This window comes from Cellvibrio sp. (genome assembly GCF_053579595.1).
In genome coordinates, this window is the sequence record NZ_JBRFPI010000052.1 from 1 (window position 1) to 16,718 (window position 16,718).

Consider the following 16,718-nt stretch of genomic DNA (forward strand, 5'->3'; position numbering starts at 1 on the left):
AGATTGAAAAACATAGTGTTGGTCTGGGTCTTAACCTGAGAGGTGGATGCTGTGCCCGGGCAGATAGGGTTTCTGCAAATCCGGCAAAAGCGCTATCCTACCACTTCTCATCTACCGGTAGAGAAATGCCTTGCCCAAACCTGTCGCAAAATCATCCAAACCCAAGCCCGCTGGCAGCAACCAATTGCGCATCATTGGTGGCATCTGGCGCGGGCGTAAACTCAACTTTCCCGATGTGGATGGCCTGCGCCCGACCGGTGACCGTATCCGGGAAACCTTATTCAATTGGTTGGCTCCGGATATCCAGGGCGCTCGCTGTCTCGACCTGTTTGCCGGATCGGGGGCGCTGGGGTTAGAAGCCTTATCGCGCGGTGCACAGTCCAGCCTGTTGCTGGAAAAACACGCTGCCGCCGCGCAGCAACTCAAAAGTAATCTGCAATTATTACAGGCCGACAATGGCCAGGTCGAACAGGTGGACAGCCTGCAATGGCTCAAGCAACAACCGCCCCAACCATTCGATATTATCTTTATCGATCCACCCTTTGCGCTCGAATTGTGGGAGCCTATTGCCGCAGCGCTGGAAGCTCAAGCATGGCTGAGCGACGAGGCCGTTATCTACCTTGAAGCAGCAGGGGATGCCAATTTGCAACTGACCGGCAAGTGGCAGTTACATGACGATAAACAAGCTGGTCAGGTGAGCTTCCGCCTGTATCATCGCCACACTTCGGCCGATAGCAACTAAACTGGATCTGCTGCGATGGTGCTCGCGCTGGCTAGTGACCAGTGAATTTTGTACCATGCGCGCCTCGCCGACCGGCCTCCACCACGGAATACTCCTATGCGCACAGTGGTCTACCCAGGAACCTTTGACCCCATCACCAACGGCCATATCGATTTGGTGGAGCGCGCCTGCCGCCTGTTCGACAATGTGATACTGGCCGTGGCGGCGAGCAATCGCAAAAACCCGTTGTTTACATTGGATGAGCGAGTCGCTCTGGCCAAGGAAACCCTCGCCCACGTACCCAATGTGACTGTGTGCGGCTTTGATATTTTACTGGTGGAATTTGTACGCCAGCAAAACGCCCAGGCAGTATTGCGCGGGTTGCGCGCCGTGTCCGACTTTGAATACGAATTCCAGTTGGCGAATATGAACCGCGCGCTGGCGCCGACCATGGAAAGCATTTTCCTCACCCCGGCCGAACACCTTTCCTATATATCTTCTTCTATAGTGCGCGAGATCGCTTTTCTCGGTGGCGATGTCAGCAAGTTTGTCGCCGCCCCGGTAGAGGCTGCGCTCAAACGCAAATTCGGCAAATAACCCGCCGCCATTACTGATCGATTATTTCTGGCAAGCCACACAATACACAGTGGTGCGATCATTCATGCGCACCTCTTTAAGCGGCTTTTTACACCGGATGCAGGGCTCGCCGCCGCGCCCGTACACAAGTAACTGCTGTTTGAAGTAACCGGGCTTACCGTCGCCGCCGACAAAATCGCGCAGTGTTGTCCCGCCCTGGTCAATCGAGCGCTGCAATACAAATTTGATATCGCACACCAGATCTTCACAATTTTTGCGTGTCAGCGAACCCGCCTTACGGATGGGCTTGATGCCCGCCATAAACAGGGATTCATTAGCGTAAATATTACCCACCCCCACCACGATTTTACTGTCCATGATGAATTGCTTGATCGCCTGGCTGCGCTTGCGGGTGCGCTTATACAGATAATCCGCCGTGAAGCCATCGGTCAGCGGCTCCGGTCCCAAATCGGCCAGCAATTTGTGCAACTCAGGCTCGCCGTCCACCCACAGCAAACAGCCAAAACGGCGCGGATCGCAATAGCGCAGCGCACGTTTGCCAAATACCAAATCAAAATGGTCGTGGAATGACGGCGGCTCGTCGGTGTTAACAATACGCAAGCTGCCCGACATGCCCAAATGGATAAGCGCATGGCCGTTGCCAAAATCGAGCAGCAGATATTTCCCGCGCCGTACGGCATTCACCAGCCTCTGCCCACTGACCAGCTTCGCCAGCTCCAGTGGGATTGGCCAGCGCAATCGCGGTTGGCGAATGACAATCTCCGTCACTTTTTGCCCCAGCACGTGGGGAGCTATGCCGCGCAGGGTGGTTTCGACTTCGGGTAACTCGGGCATAGGGTTTCCTCATTTTTATCGTAAAAAAGCACATGCTAGTGGGTTGATAGAACTAAATCATCGAGATTTGGCATATTTTTCATCAAAAATAACCAAAATATTCTTTCACTGGCATGGAAATAAACAAAACCCAGACTAGAATTTCGAATGTGATACTCATCACAAAAAATTGAGAACTAATTCACATTTTTAGCAAAGATTGGCCTGCAAGTTGCTCAAGTGGTGATGTTGGCAAAAATCCAGCGGTAGCGGATAAGTGCCAAATATGTAGACGTCTTTTTGGACCGCTTATTAGCCCGACCCTGTCGCGCCCTGTTTACCCTCTGGAGTGTTGAATGAAGAACCTGTTTACCGCGTTGCTTTTTCCCTTGTTGTTAGCCACGGGCGCTGCACAAGCGCTGCCGATTGTCTCCTTATCCAATGCCGGTGATGTTGCCAGCTCAGTTGCTGGTGCAACGACGGTTGATTTTAACTCTGGCTGTGGCTATGCCAGCTGCAGCGGCGACTTTGCCCTGGTCACCGGCAACCAGAGTGGCAAATATGCGCAGCCCTTGGGCGTTAACTCACAATATTTGACGGTGCCCAACCCGTCGCCCACCACCCAAAGTGCCCTATTTACCCTGGGGAGCGCGGCGGATTATTTTGGTATTTTCTGGGGTTCAATCGACAGCTATAACTTCATCAGCTTTTATCTGGGCAACGACTTGATCGCCAGCTTCTCAGGCAGCGACATTGTCGGCCAATTTGCCAATGGTAACCAGCTAAGCCTCAACTCCAACCGCTATATCAATTTTGATTTTGGCAGCGAGTCTTACGACAGTGTTAAATTAACCAGCAATGGCTTTGCCTTTGAAAGTGATAACCACGCCTTTAAAAAGCTGGTTTCGGTTACCGAGCCAACCACCGCGTTGTTATTGTTGTTGGGGCTGGTCGGGTTGACACTGGCACGCCGCCAGGAACGCATTAGCCGCCAATAAATGAATATCCGATAAAAAAACCGCTGCGGATTATCCACAGCGGTTTTTTTATCGCCCAGGCATTCACTTCGATATCAGCTGCTTGCACTAAAACGCATCATTAAATTCAGCTGATTGGCAATGAGTTGAAATTCTTCAAATTGGCGCGCACTCAGCGTACCGGTTTCCGCATCCGCATAGGCCAAAGCCATCAGACGCTTATTCAGTAACAGTGGGGCAAGAAAAATAGCGCCGGTAGCGCCCATCATCTGTAATGCACCTGTATCTTTCAGCACGCTGGATGGTTGATACCATAGCGGTTGTTGAGTGCGCAAAAACTCGTGCAACAATTCACCTTTGTGTAATTGTTCAAGATTGATTTTAATGCGCTGCCGCCAGAGATGTGTTCCCTTGCCAACAACATATCGGACATCAAGCATTTTACTTTTATGATCCACGACCAAAATCGCCACCCGGGATATACCTGAGCCTTCATGCAATGCTGCAAGTGACAGCTGCGTAATTTTGGGGAAGTCATCACCCGCTAACATTGCTTTGTGGATTTGGTTGAGTTGCTGTTGGAATAAATAATCCGGCTTTTCCGCGCTCTCTTCTTTTTGTTCTATTAACGCTGGATCCGGCAAAGAACTGATTAATACTTCTACACCATAAATCTTGGCAATTACCGAAGCTTCATCAGCCATCATCAGTATTTGTTTTTTTGCGTCGTCCAAAGAAATCTTGCACAGATTCGCCGTTTGTTGACAAAGCTTTTGCATCTCTTGACTTTTCATTCCACGCTGGGTATAGGTGCTGATTTGGTTACCCAGATTGACTGCGCGCGCGGCAGCACTGGAATGCACATGGTTTTCACAGGCTTCGCTCAGCAAATCGCCGAGTGTCCAGTCTTTAATTAAATGGCGCGATAACAAACTGGTATCTACCCCCAAATATTCCAACGCCAAACTGTGTTCGGCTTGTGGATCCTGATCGCGCGCCTCAATAAAACTTTCAACAACTTTGCGCCCGGTAGAGATAAGCGCAAGTTCGCTAATATTGCGCAATAGTGCTGCAATAAACACTTGCTCTTTTTTATCGCCATCCAAAAACGGCACCATCGCTTTCGCCTGCACGGCAGCGTGAAACGAGCGCGCCAAACTCTGGATCAATAAGGTTTTGGGTTTGCCCTTTAAAAAATTCTCAATCAACGTCGTAGCGAGAGTAATATTGCGCAGGTTGTCAAAACCCAAATGGACAATCGCGCGCGAGACTGTTTTGATCGACGCGAATGACGGGTTGTAATGCACCGAGTTGGCGATTTTTAATACTTTGGAGGTGAGGTCCGCATCGCGCAAAATAATTTTAGTCAAATCCTCCGCGCGGCATTTTTCATTTTCGCTCAGCTCGCAGATCTCCCTTACCACCGCGTTGAGCGTCGGCAGTTCTTGTTCGGCAAGAGTGGTCATCCATTCCTCAAGCCCGCGGATTTCTGTCATAGGAAAAACCTGTGTTGGCGTGACTTTCGGCTCTGCGACTAGACGTTGGGTTGCGACTATTGGTGCATTCAAACCTTGGACTCCAGCGCTACTGACTGCATTTGTTATCGATTATTGGCTTGAGTGTAGTTCAGGTCGCTGAATTCTGCCTTTTGGCACCTTAGATTCATTTTTTATTAACTGGAAGGGAATTTCAGGCAATAAAAAACCCGGTGCAGAGACCGGGTTTTTAGCGAAACCAACAATCAATTACTTGATTTTGCCTTCTTTGTAGACCACGTGCTTGCGCACAACTGGGTCAAACTTTTTGATTTCCATCTTTTCTGGCATGGTGCGCTTGTTCTTGTCAGTGGTGTAGAAGTGACCAGTACCAGCAGAAGAGTTCAGACGAATTTTTTCGCGCATGACTATAGCTCCTAATTACACTTTATGGCCGTTGGCACGAACATCAGCCAACACAGCGCCAATGCCACGCTTGTCGATGATACGCATACCTTTTGGAGTCAGGCGCAGAGTCACGAAACGCTTCTCGGCTTCCACCCAAAAACGGTGAGATTGCAGGTTTGGCAAAAAACGACGCTTGGTGTGGTTTTTTGCGTGGGAAACATTGTTGCCGGTAATGGGACGTTTACCAGTAACTTGACATACCTTGGACATTTTATTGCCTCATTAAAAATTCAGCGCGCTAAGCTGGACGCTGTGTTAGAACCGTAAAACAGACTAACAACCAGCCTAGAGCATTGTTGTAAGCAGCCTATTCTTTCCTAAACGCGGGTTAATTTCAGGGTTGGAGCAGCAAATCCCAAAGCGAAATTTGCGCGGAAATGGCGCTCTTTTAATACGCCTTCACAACCCTGCCGCAAAGAGCCGCGTTTTATACCAAAACAGCCTTCCAATAGCAATGAAAAGCTGTTTTTTTGACCAAAAAAACTGGGACAACCGTCTTAGAGGCGCGCTTTCAGAGCAATCCTCGCTCGGCAAAGGAAATTACCTCGCTATCACCCACCACCATATGGTCAACCACCCGCACGTCGATCAAGTCCAGCGCGGCCTGCAGGCGCTGGGTAATACGGCAATCGGCTTGGCTAGGTTCAGCCACGCCACTAGGATGGTTGTGACTGAGTATGACGGCTGCGCAATTATGAGCTAACGCGCGCCGCACTACTTCTCGCGGATAAACAGAGGCGCCGTCGATAGTACCGAAGAATAATTCTTCATAGGTAATCAACCGGTTCTGGTTATCCAGGAACAAGACCGCAAAGACTTCGCGTGGCTGATGACGCAGCTGGGCGCTAAGGTAGTTGCGCACCAGATCCGGACTGGTAAGCAGATCGCCCGCTTTCATCGCCGCGGAAAGATGGCGCCGTCCCATCTCCAATACTGCTTGCAGTTGCGCGTATTTGGCATTGCCAAGCCCGAGGCCTTTGCAGAACTCGGCTTGCGATGCCTCTAGCAGCTGGCGCAGGCCGCCGTATTCCTGCAATAACTCACGCGCTAGGTCGACCGCCGATTTGCCGACGCAGCCAACGCGCAGGAAAATAGCGAGTAATTCGGCATCAGATAAGGCGCGCGGGCCAAGTGCTAAGAGTTTTTCGCGGGGGCGTTCGGCTTCAGGCCAATGGGCAATCGACATGGACAACTCCTTGTAGTGGGATCTGGTCATTCCTTTTAGTGTCGGCAACTGTCACCGACAGATACGAAAACGCCGGCAAGAATGGTATCTTAACCCGCTTTCGTCAAGCCCTGCGGGGCTGGCGCCGTTAGTGGCCAATTACGCCAAGCAGGGCTAAGGTTGTTCACTAAACGTTCTTCTTTATTCCCGGAACCTAACCGCCCCTATGACATCGCTCGCCAATAAACAGATCCTGCTCGGCGTCACCGGTGGTATTGCCGCCTACAAAAGTGCCGACCTGGTGCGACGCCTGCAAGATGCCGGTGCCAGTGTGCAGGTGGTAATGACGCCCGCAGCGCAGGAATTTATCACACCACTGACAATGCAAGCGCTCTCGGGCAATCCAGTACATACCCAATTGCTCGACCCTGAAGCCGAAGCGGGCATGGGGCATATCCAACTGGCGCGCTGGGCAGACCTGGTCTTGATCGCCCCCGCTACCGCGGATTTTATGGCTCGCCTGACGCAGGGTTTGGGCAATGACCTGCTCACCAGTATCTGCCTTGCCACCGCCGCCCCCATCGCCATAGCACCGGCGATGAACCAAGGCATGTGGCACAACCAGGCCACGCAGACCAATCTGGATACCTTGATCAAACGCAAGGTCCATATCTTCGGCCCCGCCGAGGGTGGACAGGCGTGCGGCGACGTAGGACCAGGGCGCATGCTCGAGCCACTACAACTCGTCGATGCCGCCGCCCGCCTCTTTACCGGTGGCAGTCTGGCGGGCAAAAAAGTAGTGATTACCGCCGGTCCGACGCGCGAAGCGCTCGACCCGGTGCGCTACCTGAGCAACTACAGCTCAGGCAAAATGGGCTACGCCCTGGCGCAAGCAGCAGCGGAAGCCGGGGCTAAAACGATTTTAATCAGTGGCCCGACGCAGCTGGCAATACCTCCGCGAGTGACGCGCATTGATGTAATCAGTGCAGAGGATATGCACGTGGCGAGTCTGGCTGCAGCGCAGGGCTGCGATTTATTTATCGCCGCCGCCGCCGTGGCGGATTATCGTCCCGCGCAAATCGCCGCACAAAAAATAAAAAAAGGAGTGAGCGATACACTAACGTTGTCGCTGGTGAAAAATCCCGACATAGTGGCAAGTATTGCGACGCTTGACCCAAAACCCTTTACGATTGGTTTTGCAGCCGAAAGTGAAAACCTGTTGGAATACGCACGGAGCAAATTGCAGCGCAAGAATCTGGATCTGGTAGTCGCCAATAATATCAGCGATAGCAGCATTGGTTTTAACAGCGATGACAATGCCGTTACACTCGTCGAAAAAAATACCGCGACCGAGATTAGCCAACGCAGCAAGCAGCAAATGGCGCGTGAACTTATCGCACTCTTTGCGCAAAAAATAACAGCTCAATAAGCCTCATGTTTATTAGCACTACAAACTCCACGTTCAGTTAGCAGAAAGGTACAGGTGTGAGCCCAAAGGATTCGTCAAAACTCAAAACCGACACAGGTGCACATCTCTCGCGCAGCGAGCAGCGCGCCTTGGACGCCGCCAAACGCAAAGCTGCAGTCCAGCAAAAAATACTCCTGATCTTATTGGGTATAGCACTGATCATTAACACTGTTGTTGGCTATGTGCTCTATCAAAACTTGGTGATCGAACAAACGCAGGAAAATTTGCGCTCGCTCACGCAAGAAAAAGTGGATGAGCGAAGCAAAACCCTAAGCCGTTATTTCCAGCAGCAGACGCAACTCATCGACAAGCTCGCCGCCGAACCTGAACTGGCCACCAGCCTCGATGCAACCAACCCCGATAACACGGCGGAGAAGCGCGATCTGCTGGAAAAAAAATGGCTGCGTGAAACACCTTCCGCGCTCAAAGTACGTTTGATCCCGCTGGGCAGCGCACAATTGGATCGCGAGGCCGAATTTCCCATCCGCTATGCTGAATTGGATTTAATCCAGCGTGCAGAAAAGCGTCAGCCTGCGCTGCCCGAGTTGGTGGCAATTAATGAACGCTGGATGACTAATTGGATTCGCCCACTCGCTGCAGATGACAAGAGCCCACCACTGGGCACACTCATGGTCACCATAGATGCCACAGAATTAATCAATCTGTTTACCCCTGCAGACCAACATTTAGGCGAGTTTGTACTCCTGCAACAATTTACCGGCAGCCCACCGCAAATAATAACAAAACTCGGTACAGGTGCTGCAGGCAATACTCTGCAAGGCAATGTTGAAGGTAGTCACCTCGCGGTGAAATTTACACCCTCCGACCAGCTCTTATCACTCGCCGAAGAATTACCTGCACTTTGGCTGACCATCGTGAGCTTCATAGTGGCGGGGAGCTTGGCACTAGTGTGGTTCCTCAGCAAAATTCTGGTGCGCATTGAATTGGGCGAAAAAAATACCGCAACTCCCTCAATCGCCGAAGTGGTCAAAACCAGCAAGGAATCGGTCAATACTGATGATGCCATGACCAATCCCCTGTTCCAAAAGCAGGATATTCTCGACATCGCCGTGATTGATGAAGATGAAAATATTCTCGGCTTGCAACAGGCTTCCGGTAAAAAATCCAGCGCCAGTGCACGCAACAAAATCAGTGAAGAGGATGTACCCGCCGAAATTTTCCGCTCCTATGATATTCGCGGATTGGTCGGCAGCCAGGTCACACCTGAACTCGCCCAATTAATTGGCCAAGCTATCGGAAGTGAAGCGATTGACCAGGGCGAACAGGCCATTGTGGTTGCACGCGATGGCCGCACCCACAGCGAAGCACTGACCCAGGCATTGATACGCGGTATCCTGCGCTCAGGCTGCAACGTGATTAATATTGGTGCGGTACCTACACCGCTAATGTATTTTTCCACCTTCCACTTCGATGACACCAGCAGTGGCGTAATGGTCACCGCGAGTCATAATCCCAAAGAATATAACGGCTTTAAGGTCGTCATTAATAATCGCGCGCTCGCCGATGATGCCGTTATTGATTTACGCTCACGCATTATCGGCCAGCGTTTTCACCAGGGATTGGGTGAAGAAACTCCGCGCGCAATTATTCCCGACTATGTCGACCGTATTTTTTCCGATGTCGCACTCGCCGGTAACGTATCGATTGTAGTTGATGCGGGCAATGCGGTAACCGGTATAGTCGCGCCGCAATTGTTTGAAGAATTGGGCTGTGATGTAATCCCATTATTTTGCGATCTCGATGGCGAATTCCCTAACCATGATCCTGATCCAACCATCGAAAAAAATCTGCAGGCGTTAATTGCCAAAGTGCAGGAGACTAATGCGGATATCGGCGTCGCGTTTGATGGCGACGGCGATCGTTTAGTGGTGGTAACACCCAAAGGCGATATTATTTGGCCCGATAGATTATTGATGCTTTTCGCCAAAGATGTACTTTCACGCAACCCCGGCGCCGATGTCTTGTTCGATGTAAAATGCTCGCGCCAATTGAATCAGGTAATTAGCAGCTACGGCGGCCGCCCGATCATGTGGAAGACGGGCCACTCACCCATGAAAGCCAAAATGGAAGAAACGCAAGCGCTGATCGGCGGCGAATATTCCGGCCATATTTTTATTAAAGATCGCTGGTACGGCTTTGATGATGGCATTTATGCGATGGCGCGTTTGCTGGAAATCATTACCCTGCGCGACCAAAAAATCGATGACATTTTTGCGGCCTTTCCGCAACTCTATTCAACACCGGAAATTAAAATCGCAATTCCCGAACTCGACAAATTCGGGCTGATTAAAAAACTCAGCGAGATCGGCGATTTTGCCAACGGCACTATTACCACCATTGACGGCCTGCGGGTGGATTACACCAAAGGCTGGGGGCTGGTGCGCGCCTCCAATACATCGCCCGCGTTAACGCTGCGTTTTGAAGCGGAATCGCACGACTCACTGGAAAAAATCCAGCAAATTTTTAAACGGGAATTACTCAAAGTCGATAACCGTTTAACGTTCAATTTAAATTCACAGGATTAATTTGTTATGTCTTTAAACCGCGAATCAGCGATGAATATCGCCAATGTATTAACTGAAGCCCTGCCCTATATCCAGCGCTTCACCGGCAAGACTGTGGTCGTAAAATTCGGCGGCAATGCAATGGAAGGTGAAGAACTGCAAAACAGTTTTGCGCGCGACATTGTATTGATGAAGCTGGTTGGTATGAACCCGGTGGTAGTGCACGGCGGTGGACCACAAATCGGCAGCCTGTTGGAAAAACTCAATATCAAATCCGAATTTATCAACGGCATGCGCGTCACCGATAGCGCCACTATGGATGTCGTAGAGATGGTGCTCGGTGGTACGGTGAACAAACAAATCGTCAGTCTGATCAATCGCAATGGCGGCCAGGCAATTGGTTTGACCGGTAAAGACGGAAAATTAATCCAGGCCAAAAAATTAACTGTCACTCATAAAACACCAGAAATGCTTGCACCGGAAATTCTCGATATTGGCCATGTGGGCGAAGTGGAAAATGTAAACACGGCCGTGATCGATATGTTGATCAATAGCGATTTTATTCCAGTGATTGCACCGATTGGTGTAGGTGTGGACGGCGCCTCTTACAATATCAATGCAGATTTGGTCGCCGGAAAAATTGCTGAATTTCTGCGCGCCGAAAAATTAATGCTGCTCACCAACGTCTCTGGCCTGCAGGATAAACAAGGCAAGGTACTGACCGGCCTCAGCACCGAACAAGTCGATGGTTTAATTGCTGATGGCACTATTTATGGCGGCATGTTACCCAAGATTGCCTGCGCGCTCGACGCGGTAAAGGCCGGTGTGACCAGCGCGCACATTATTGATGGCCGTGTTGATCACGCCGTACTGCTGGAAATTTTTACCGATGCCGGTGTCGGTACATTGATCACCAATAAAGCCCGCAATGCCTGATGTTATGGCGCGCGCCGCGTGTAAATTCCGGCGCGCGACATTCCGAATGGAATCGCTCTGAATGGAGTCACTATGATTAAATCCCCAAGCAAAACCCCGCGCCGCCAGCAGATCCTCGAATGTCTGGCGCGCATGCTGGAAGCCAGCCCGGGCGAGCGTATTACCACTGCCGCACTGGCCAAAGAAGTTGGTGTATCGGAAGCGGCGCTCTATCGCCACTTTCCCAGCAAATCCAAAATGTTTGAGGGTTTGATTGAGTTCATTGAAGAGACAATTTTTTCGCGTGTGACGCTGATTTTAGCCGAAGAAAAATCATCCTTGAGACGCTGCGAAAAAATCCTGTCACTGCTGCTCACCTTTGCCGAGCGTAATCCGGGTTTGACACGTTTGCTCACTGGCGATGCACTCACCGGCGAAACAGAGCGGTTGCGTGTGCGCATTGCACAATTTTTTGACCGTATTGAAACCCAACTAAAACAAATTTTGCGCGAGGCGGAATTGCGCGAAGGCCTGCATCCTCAATTGCCTGTTGCTGCAGCCGCTAATTTGTTAATCGCCTTGGTCGATGGTCGCATCGCCGAATTTGTGCGCACCGAATTTCGCCGCCGTCCTACTGAGTACTGGCAAGAGCAATGGCAATTGATCGCACAGGGGTTTTTAATTGCAGGTTAAGACCTAATAAAAATTTGTTAAAAAAAACCGGCAGCTGCCGGTTTTTTAGGTCACAAAATTGTTATTGCTACTGAGTAATTTCAACAAACCGTGTACGATCAGCATCAAATTTTTGTTCTACGGTTTTGTATTCATCCTCGCGCTGCTGAATCTGCACTTGAATATCTTTTTCTTCCTGCACCAAATTGTTGATATTTTTCAGCAAGTCTTCTGGTAATTTCCGACCTGCGCGCTCAATCGCCGCCGCTTGCGATTGATAGGTTTGCAACCGTGAGCGGGCCGAGGTGAGATTAGCCTGCAAAATGCCGATGTTACCGCGTAGGCTTTCCAGGTTGCGAGCTTTGGCCGCTTCTATATCGCCTACATTGCTATAACTGCGACGTAATTGGATATCTTCTCGTTCACGTTCTTCGCGCTGTAACTTTTCCTTATACAAGCGCTCACCTTCAGCACCTTGTGTTACGGGCGCAACGACCTTAATAACCTTGCCACTGAGTGATACAATTTCATAACCATTGTTGACATACTGTGGCGGAATTTTGCTATCTAATACGGTGACGCCGTCCTTGTTTTTGTACCGATAAATTACTTTACTAGCCGAGGAGATTTGCGCCGCAGCCCAGCTGCTGAACAATAGTGAGCTACAAGTAATCAATGTCAACAACAGGCTACGCATCTGTATCAGTCACCTCATTTGCATCACGCGAGCTCTACACCGTAGGTCGCGCGATATTCTTTAATTTTATTCACCATTGCCTCTTGTCCACTTTGGTTTTCAAGATAATCAATGATGTGATTCAAGTTGATAATGCTAATGACCGGAATGCCAAACGTCTGCTCCACCTCTTGGATAGCAGAAATTTGCCTCTGTCCTTTTTCCTGGCGATTTAAGCCAATCAGTACCGCCGCTGGTTTTGCACCGGCCGCGTCGATAATACCCATCACTTCGCGCACCGCAGTTCCAGCGGTGATGACATCATCCACAATGAGAACTTTTCCCTGTAACGGTGCCCCTACCAAAGTCCCACCTTCTCCATGATCTTTGGCTTCTTTGCGGTTATAGCAATAAGGCAGATCGCGCTGATACTGGTCGGCCAAGGCAATGGCCGTAGTCGCGGCCAAGGGGATTCCCTTATAAGCAGGGCCAAACACTATATCGAATTCCACGCCAGATGCAGTGATAGCCGCCGCATAATAGCGACCCAGCTCTGCCAGTGCCTGTCCGGTTTGGAACTTGCCCGCATTAAAAAAGTAGGGGCTGGTACGGCCAGATTTGAGCACATATTCACCAAAGCATAGCGCCTGGTGTCTGATGGCCAGCTGAATAAAGTCAAATTGGTATTTTTCCATGCAAAGTATCCGACTATGAACTAAGTTTGAGATGACAAAATAAATACAACGAGGTCTTGCCCATGAGCAGACCCGCATTTGGGCCACAGCAGCCATCCAAATGTAAGGATGTGAAAATTCGTAACGTCTACCACAAAAAACCCAGCCTTGGCGGTAACACAATCACACAAAGCTCGGGTATGATACACAGTCCGTAATCAAGGGGCTAACATGAGAGTTATCAGTCTTAGCGTCGATGGTATTTTTCAGGCGGCGCAACGCGGCCTATACACTTGGCTCGCGAATCAAGATGCAGATTTTATCTGCTTGCAGGATCTACGCGCATTAGAGCGCGAGCTGGAGAAGCCCGAATTCGAGCTGAAGGGCTATCACGCCTATTTTTTCGATTCCGGTACCAAACACTACAACGGTGTTGCGATTTACACCCGTTTGCAACCTAAGGCGCTTATTTACGGCTTGGGTTTTGCGTCCGGTGTCGATATGGAAGGCCGTTATTTACAAGTAGATTTTGAGCAATTGAGTGTTGGCTCACTGCTTGCGCCCAGCGCCAGTTCTGAAATGGAATCGCAAGAAGTCAAAATCAAGTTCTTTGATGACTTTCAGGCGCATCTCGACAAAATTACCCGCAAACGTCGCGAGTATATCTTTTGCGGCAATTGGCAAATGGCGCACACGCCCAAAGATGTGAGCAATAGCGCAGCCAATCAACACAACTCCGGATTCCTGCCCCACGAACGCCAATGGTTGAGTCAATTATTCAATCAAATTGGCTATGTCGACGCCTTCCGCAAGGTTAACAAAGACGGTGATGAATACAGCTGGTGGCCAAAGGGCCTGAAAGACGATGGCGATGGCTGGCGCACGGATTTCCAAGTGGTGTCCAACAGCCTCGGCGCTAAAGTTGAATACGCCGCTATCTACAAAACCCAGCAATTTTCCAGTCACATGCCAGTAATCATTGATTACGATATAGAACTGTAAAGGCGCAAACAATGAAAAAACCCGCTCCGGATTACCGCAGCGGGTTTTTTATTATCGGTAATTTGCTGAACCATCAATCAACTGCGAGCGCGTCGTAAACAACAACTTTGCTCCACAGATGTTGGTGTTCATCGACAAACTTTTTATGCAATGGATGCACTTGGTAGATATCTTGCCCTGCCACATCATCAAACCCCAGCAGTTCGGAGACGTGATAGGAATTATCCACTACCTCGCGCTTTTCCGTTGATGCTGGGACTCCCACATGAATGCTGCGCACGGTTTCAATGGCCGCAAGGGATTTGACCCCGGCAATCAGTTTAGCCAAGTCCTCTTTCGATTCCGGATTCTTTAACCAGAAAAAAACATGATGCAGTAATTTAGGCATAGGGTTAATCGCTGTAGTGGATTTCGCCAGTGCGCCGGATGATGCAAGAGCCGCTCCGGCGATAGCACTGGCAGTTAAAAATTCACGGCGTGTAGTAGTCATTGTTGCTCCTTTCTTGTGGCGTTGAGGTGATGAAAAATTACGCCAATTTAGAACAAGTACAATAACTTTTACGCAATATTACCCAATCACCACCGCCGTGCCGCTGGCCGATACCATTAACATACTGCCATTCTGGCCAATCACTTCGTAGTCCAGGTCTATACCTACCACTGCATTTGCTCCTAACTCACTGGCGCGATCCTGTAGTTCTTGCAAGGCGATTTCGCGTGCTTTTTGTAATTCGCGTTCATAGGTAGCGGAGCGACCGCCGACCAAGTCGCGGATGCCTGCAAACAAATCTTTAAATAAATTGGCTCCCAGAATTGCTTCGCCCGCAACAACACCGCAATAACGGGTAATATTTTTTCCTTCAACGCTCGGGGTGGTGGTCATTAACATAAAAAGCTCCTTAACTTATTCAGTGTCGTTTATAAATGTTTGTAATACGCGATTTAAAAAGCGACGGCCCATCACCGTAGGTCGCGCGTAACCCTCCACAATTTCTACCAAACCCTGTTGAGTCAACGTTTGCCAGTGAGGTTCAAGCGTTTGCCAAGCCACGCCCGTGCGCTCAGCAAAATAATTTACCGGTACGCCCGCATGCAAACGCAGGGCATTCATCATAAATTCCAGTGGCAATGCATCGGGCAATAATAAATCGCTGCCGCCGCCAAATACATTTTGGTGTCCATCCAGATTGGTGGATATTTTTTGTGAATCGGTTGCGTCTAAATAATGTTTAGGTAACCGAGTCTTCCACAGGCGCAGGATTTTATTATCCGCTGGAAACGTAATTTTTCCATGGGCGCCAGCGCCTACTCCAAGATAGTCGCCAAATTCCCAATAGTTGAGATTGTGGCGCGCATGTTTTTTGTCGCGCGCATAAGCGGAAATTTCATATTGCTCGTAGCCAGCCGCAGCCAATAATTCGATGCCTGCATCCTGGATATCAGCAAGGATTTCCTCCTCCGGCAAGATCGGCGGTGCAGAATAAAATGCGGTGTTTTGTTCAATGGTTAATTGATACCAGGAAAGATGTTCCGGTGCGAGCTCAATCGCCTGTTGCAAATCGGCTTTGGCTGCATCAACGGATTGCTCGGGCAAGCCGTGCATTAAATCCAGATTGATATTATCGAAGCCAGCTTTGCGTGCAACACCCACTGCGCGCAGGGCTTCAGCGCGACCATGTACACGCCCGAGCAGTTTTAATTGCTGGTCATTAAAACTTTGAATTCCAATGGATAAACGATTAACTCCTGCCGCACGAAAGCCGGAAAATTTTTCCTGCTCGAAGGTACCGGGGTTTGCTTCGAGTGTGATCTCAATATCGGGTTCAAAACCGATAATCCTTTCCGCGTCAGTCAATATCTGCCCAATCGCTTGCGCCGAAAGCATACTCGGCGTACCACCGCCAAAAAAAATGCTGGTGAGTTTGCGCCCCTGCGCGAGTGTTTGATCTTGCTGTAAGTCAAAACGCAGTGCTGCGACATAATCTGCTTCCGGAATATCATTATTTGCTTGGTGGGAATTAAAATCGCAATAGGGGCATTTTCGAATGCACCAGGGCACGTGTACATAGAGTGCTAGCGGTGGCAATTGCAGGGACATGTTATTCATTGCCAGTCAATGTAGATAATTTTTGCAATAATTCCTGCATCGCTTTGCCGCGATGGCTGATGCGATTTTTTTCTGCTTTATCCAATTCCGCTGATGCACAATTGTGGCTGGGAACAAAAAATAAAGGATCATAACCAAAACCACCTTCGCCACGCGGCTCGGTGAGAATCACACCCTCCCACACACCGTGACATAAAATCGGTGTCGGATCTTCAGCATGGCGCATAAACGCAAGGACGGCATGATAACGGGCGGTACGTTTTTCAGTGGGTGTACCACTTAATTCTTGCAATAATTTTGTATTGTTATCCGCATCTTTTGCCGCTTCACCGGCATAGCGCGCGGAATAAATTCCGGGGCGTCCATTAAGTGCATCAACTTCAATACCAGAATCATCGGCGATTGCGAGCAAGCCAGTTTTGGCGCAGGCATAACGCGCTTTGATGATGGCATTTTCAACAAA

General features: G+C 49.8%; 19 protein-coding genes. 8 read left to right on the forward strand and 11 right to left on the reverse strand.

The annotated features are described in order from the left end of the window. Positions 1-130: 130 nt before the first annotated feature. Both rsmD and coaD read left to right on the forward strand, forming a co-directional pair. Positions 131-742 carry a 16S rRNA (guanine(966)-N(2))-methyltransferase RsmD gene (gene rsmD / locus ACWA6V_RS05150; RefSeq protein ID WP_449521479.1) on the forward strand — a complete coding sequence of 204 codons (612 nt, stop codon included), beginning with the start codon at positions 131-133 and terminating at the stop codon, positions 740-742. Positions 743-838: 96 nt separating this feature from the next. Then, a complete protein-coding gene (gene coaD, locus ACWA6V_RS05155) occupies positions 839-1,318 on the forward strand; it encodes a pantetheine-phosphate adenylyltransferase (RefSeq protein ID WP_449521480.1) in 480 nt (159 codons plus the stop codon). A gap of 21 nt (positions 1,319-1,339) precedes the next feature. Here coaD and mutM read toward each other — a convergent pair whose 3' ends face one another. Continuing rightward, positions 1,340-2,152 carry a bifunctional DNA-formamidopyrimidine glycosylase/DNA-(apurinic or apyrimidinic site) lyase gene (mutM, locus tag ACWA6V_RS05160; RefSeq protein ID WP_449521481.1) on the reverse strand — a complete coding sequence of 271 codons (813 nt, stop codon included), beginning with the start codon at positions 2,150-2,152 and terminating at the stop codon, positions 1,340-1,342. Positions 2,153-2,487: 335 nt separating this feature from the next. Between mutM and ACWA6V_RS05165 the strand changes: the two genes are divergently transcribed. Then, positions 2,488-3,129, forward strand: coding sequence for an Npun_F0296 family exosortase-dependent surface protein (locus ACWA6V_RS05165; RefSeq protein ID WP_449521482.1), 642 nt, complete (start codon positions 2,488-2,490; stop codon positions 3,127-3,129). Positions 3,130-3,203: 74 nt separating this feature from the next. On the opposite strand, the gene ACWA6V_RS05170 is transcribed toward ACWA6V_RS05165, so the two are convergent. The 4 genes from ACWA6V_RS05170 to radC form a co-directional block, all read right to left on the reverse strand. Next, positions 3,204-4,604: an HDOD domain-containing protein gene (locus ACWA6V_RS05170; RefSeq protein ID WP_449521483.1), complete on the reverse strand. Its 1,401-nt coding sequence runs from the start codon at positions 4,602-4,604 to the stop codon at positions 3,204-3,206. Between the two features lie 249 nt (positions 4,605-4,853). Continuing rightward, complete coding sequence (gene rpmG, locus ACWA6V_RS05175) at positions 4,854-5,009, reverse strand: 50S ribosomal protein L33 (RefSeq protein ID WP_007639321.1); 156 nt, start codon at positions 5,007-5,009, stop codon at positions 4,854-4,856. 15 nt (positions 5,010-5,024) lie between these two features. Continuing rightward, on the reverse strand, positions 5,025-5,261 hold the full coding sequence (gene rpmB / locus ACWA6V_RS05180; RefSeq protein WP_449521484.1) for a 50S ribosomal protein L28: 237 nt from the start codon (positions 5,259-5,261) through the stop codon (positions 5,025-5,027). A 301-nt stretch (positions 5,262-5,562) separates the two neighbouring features. Next, positions 5,563-6,237, reverse strand: coding sequence for a RadC family protein (gene radC / locus ACWA6V_RS05185; RefSeq protein ID WP_449521485.1), 675 nt, complete (start codon positions 6,235-6,237; stop codon positions 5,563-5,565). A 205-nt stretch (positions 6,238-6,442) separates the two neighbouring features. Here radC and coaBC point away from each other — a divergent pair, with 205 nt between their 5' ends. The 4 genes from coaBC to slmA all read left to right on the forward strand — a co-directional run bounded on the left by coaBC (position 6,443) and on the right by slmA (position 11,817). After that, positions 6,443-7,645, forward strand: a complete 1,203-nt coding sequence (gene coaBC, locus ACWA6V_RS05190) for a bifunctional phosphopantothenoylcysteine decarboxylase/phosphopantothenate--cysteine ligase CoaBC (RefSeq protein ID WP_449521486.1) — start codon at positions 6,443-6,445, stop codon at positions 7,643-7,645. A 56-nt stretch (positions 7,646-7,701) separates the two neighbouring features. Continuing rightward, positions 7,702-10,230 (forward strand): phosphomannomutase/phosphoglucomutase, encoded by a 2,529-nt coding sequence (locus ACWA6V_RS05195; protein ID WP_449521487.1) that lies wholly within the window; start codon positions 7,702-7,704, stop codon positions 10,228-10,230. A gap of 6 nt (positions 10,231-10,236) precedes the next feature. Continuing rightward, positions 10,237-11,145, forward strand: a complete 909-nt coding sequence (gene argB / locus ACWA6V_RS05200; RefSeq protein ID WP_449521488.1) for an acetylglutamate kinase — start codon at positions 10,237-10,239, stop codon at positions 11,143-11,145. 72 nt (positions 11,146-11,217) lie between these two features. Next, positions 11,218-11,817 carry a nucleoid occlusion factor SlmA gene (gene slmA, locus ACWA6V_RS05205; protein ID WP_449521489.1) on the forward strand — a complete coding sequence of 200 codons (600 nt, stop codon included), beginning with the start codon at positions 11,218-11,220 and terminating at the stop codon, positions 11,815-11,817. 67 nt (positions 11,818-11,884) lie between these two features. Here slmA and ACWA6V_RS05210 read toward each other — a convergent pair whose 3' ends face one another. Next, the gene (locus ACWA6V_RS05210; protein ID WP_449521490.1) at positions 11,885-12,493 is read right to left on the reverse strand and encodes a hypothetical protein; all 609 of its coding nucleotides are present in this window, start codon (positions 12,491-12,493) and stop codon (positions 11,885-11,887) included. 23 nt (positions 12,494-12,516) lie between these two features. After that, positions 12,517-13,167, reverse strand: a complete 651-nt coding sequence (gene pyrE / locus ACWA6V_RS05215) for an orotate phosphoribosyltransferase (protein ID WP_449521491.1) — start codon at positions 13,165-13,167, stop codon at positions 12,517-12,519. 210 nt (positions 13,168-13,377) lie between these two features. Between pyrE and ACWA6V_RS05220 the strand changes: the two genes are divergently transcribed. Then, positions 13,378-14,148: an exodeoxyribonuclease III gene (locus tag ACWA6V_RS05220; RefSeq protein ID WP_310068839.1), complete on the forward strand. Its 771-nt coding sequence runs from the start codon at positions 13,378-13,380 to the stop codon at positions 14,146-14,148. A 73-nt stretch (positions 14,149-14,221) separates the two neighbouring features. Here the strand turns inward: ACWA6V_RS05220 and ACWA6V_RS05225 are convergent, their stop codons facing one another. The 4 genes from ACWA6V_RS05225 to rdgB form a co-directional block, all read right to left on the reverse strand. Beyond that, complete coding sequence (locus ACWA6V_RS05225) at positions 14,222-14,638, reverse strand: Dabb family protein (RefSeq protein WP_449521492.1); 417 nt, start codon at positions 14,636-14,638, stop codon at positions 14,222-14,224. Positions 14,639-14,716: 78 nt separating this feature from the next. Further along, on the reverse strand, positions 14,717-15,037 hold the full coding sequence (locus tag ACWA6V_RS05230) for a heavy metal-binding domain-containing protein (protein ID WP_449521493.1): 321 nt from the start codon (positions 15,035-15,037) through the stop codon (positions 14,717-14,719). Between the two features lie 15 nt (positions 15,038-15,052). Then, positions 15,053-16,246, reverse strand: coding sequence for a radical SAM family heme chaperone HemW (hemW, locus tag ACWA6V_RS05235; protein ID WP_449521495.1), 1,194 nt, complete (start codon positions 16,244-16,246; stop codon positions 15,053-15,055). Position 16,247: 1 nt separating this feature from the next. Further along, positions 16,248-16,718: RdgB/HAM1 family non-canonical purine NTP pyrophosphatase (gene rdgB, locus ACWA6V_RS05240; protein ID WP_449521494.1), on the reverse strand; the 471-nt coding region annotated here is incomplete at its 5' end.

What these genes read in the sequence shown, in the direction of transcription:
- ACWA6V_RS05225 (WP_449521492.1), bottom strand. Translation starts at nt 14,638, where the DNA reads ATGACTACTACACGCCGTGAATTTTTAACTGCCAGTGCTATCGCCGGA.
- hemW (WP_449521495.1), bottom strand. Translation starts at nt 16,246, where the DNA reads ATGTCCCTGCAATTGCCACCGCTAGCACTCTATGTACACGTGCCCTGG.
- ACWA6V_RS05220 (WP_310068839.1), top strand. Translation starts at nt 13,378, where the DNA reads ATGAGAGTTATCAGTCTTAGCGTCGATGGTATTTTTCAGGCGGCGCAA.
- rpmB (WP_449521484.1), bottom strand. Translation starts at nt 5,261, where the DNA reads ATGTCCAAGGTATGTCAAGTTACTGGTAAACGTCCCATTACCGGCAAC.
- slmA (WP_449521489.1), top strand. Translation starts at nt 11,218, where the DNA reads ATGATTAAATCCCCAAGCAAAACCCCGCGCCGCCAGCAGATCCTCGAA.
- coaBC (WP_449521486.1), top strand. Translation starts at nt 6,443, where the DNA reads ATGACATCGCTCGCCAATAAACAGATCCTGCTCGGCGTCACCGGTGGT.
- rpmG (WP_007639321.1), bottom strand. Translation starts at nt 5,009, where the DNA reads ATGCGCGAAAAAATTCGTCTGAACTCTTCTGCTGGTACTGGTCACTTC.
- ACWA6V_RS05165 (WP_449521482.1), top strand. Translation starts at nt 2,488, where the DNA reads ATGAAGAACCTGTTTACCGCGTTGCTTTTTCCCTTGTTGTTAGCCACG.
- radC (WP_449521485.1), bottom strand. Translation starts at nt 6,237, where the DNA reads ATGTCGATTGCCCATTGGCCTGAAGCCGAACGCCCCCGCGAAAAACTC.
- coaD (WP_449521480.1), top strand. Translation starts at nt 839, where the DNA reads ATGCGCACAGTGGTCTACCCAGGAACCTTTGACCCCATCACCAACGGC.
- argB (WP_449521488.1), top strand. Translation starts at nt 10,237, where the DNA reads ATGTCTTTAAACCGCGAATCAGCGATGAATATCGCCAATGTATTAACT.
- mutM (WP_449521481.1), bottom strand. Translation starts at nt 2,152, where the DNA reads ATGCCCGAGTTACCCGAAGTCGAAACCACCCTGCGCGGCATAGCTCCC.
- ACWA6V_RS05170 (WP_449521483.1), bottom strand. Translation starts at nt 4,604, where the DNA reads ATGACAGAAATCCGCGGGCTTGAGGAATGGATGACCACTCTTGCCGAA.
- ACWA6V_RS05210 (WP_449521490.1), bottom strand. Translation starts at nt 12,493, where the DNA reads ATGCGTAGCCTGTTGTTGACATTGATTACTTGTAGCTCACTATTGTTC.
- pyrE (WP_449521491.1), bottom strand. Translation starts at nt 13,167, where the DNA reads ATGGAAAAATACCAATTTGACTTTATTCAGCTGGCCATCAGACACCAG.
- ACWA6V_RS05230 (WP_449521493.1), bottom strand. Translation starts at nt 15,037, where the DNA reads ATGTTAATGACCACCACCCCGAGCGTTGAAGGAAAAAATATTACCCGT.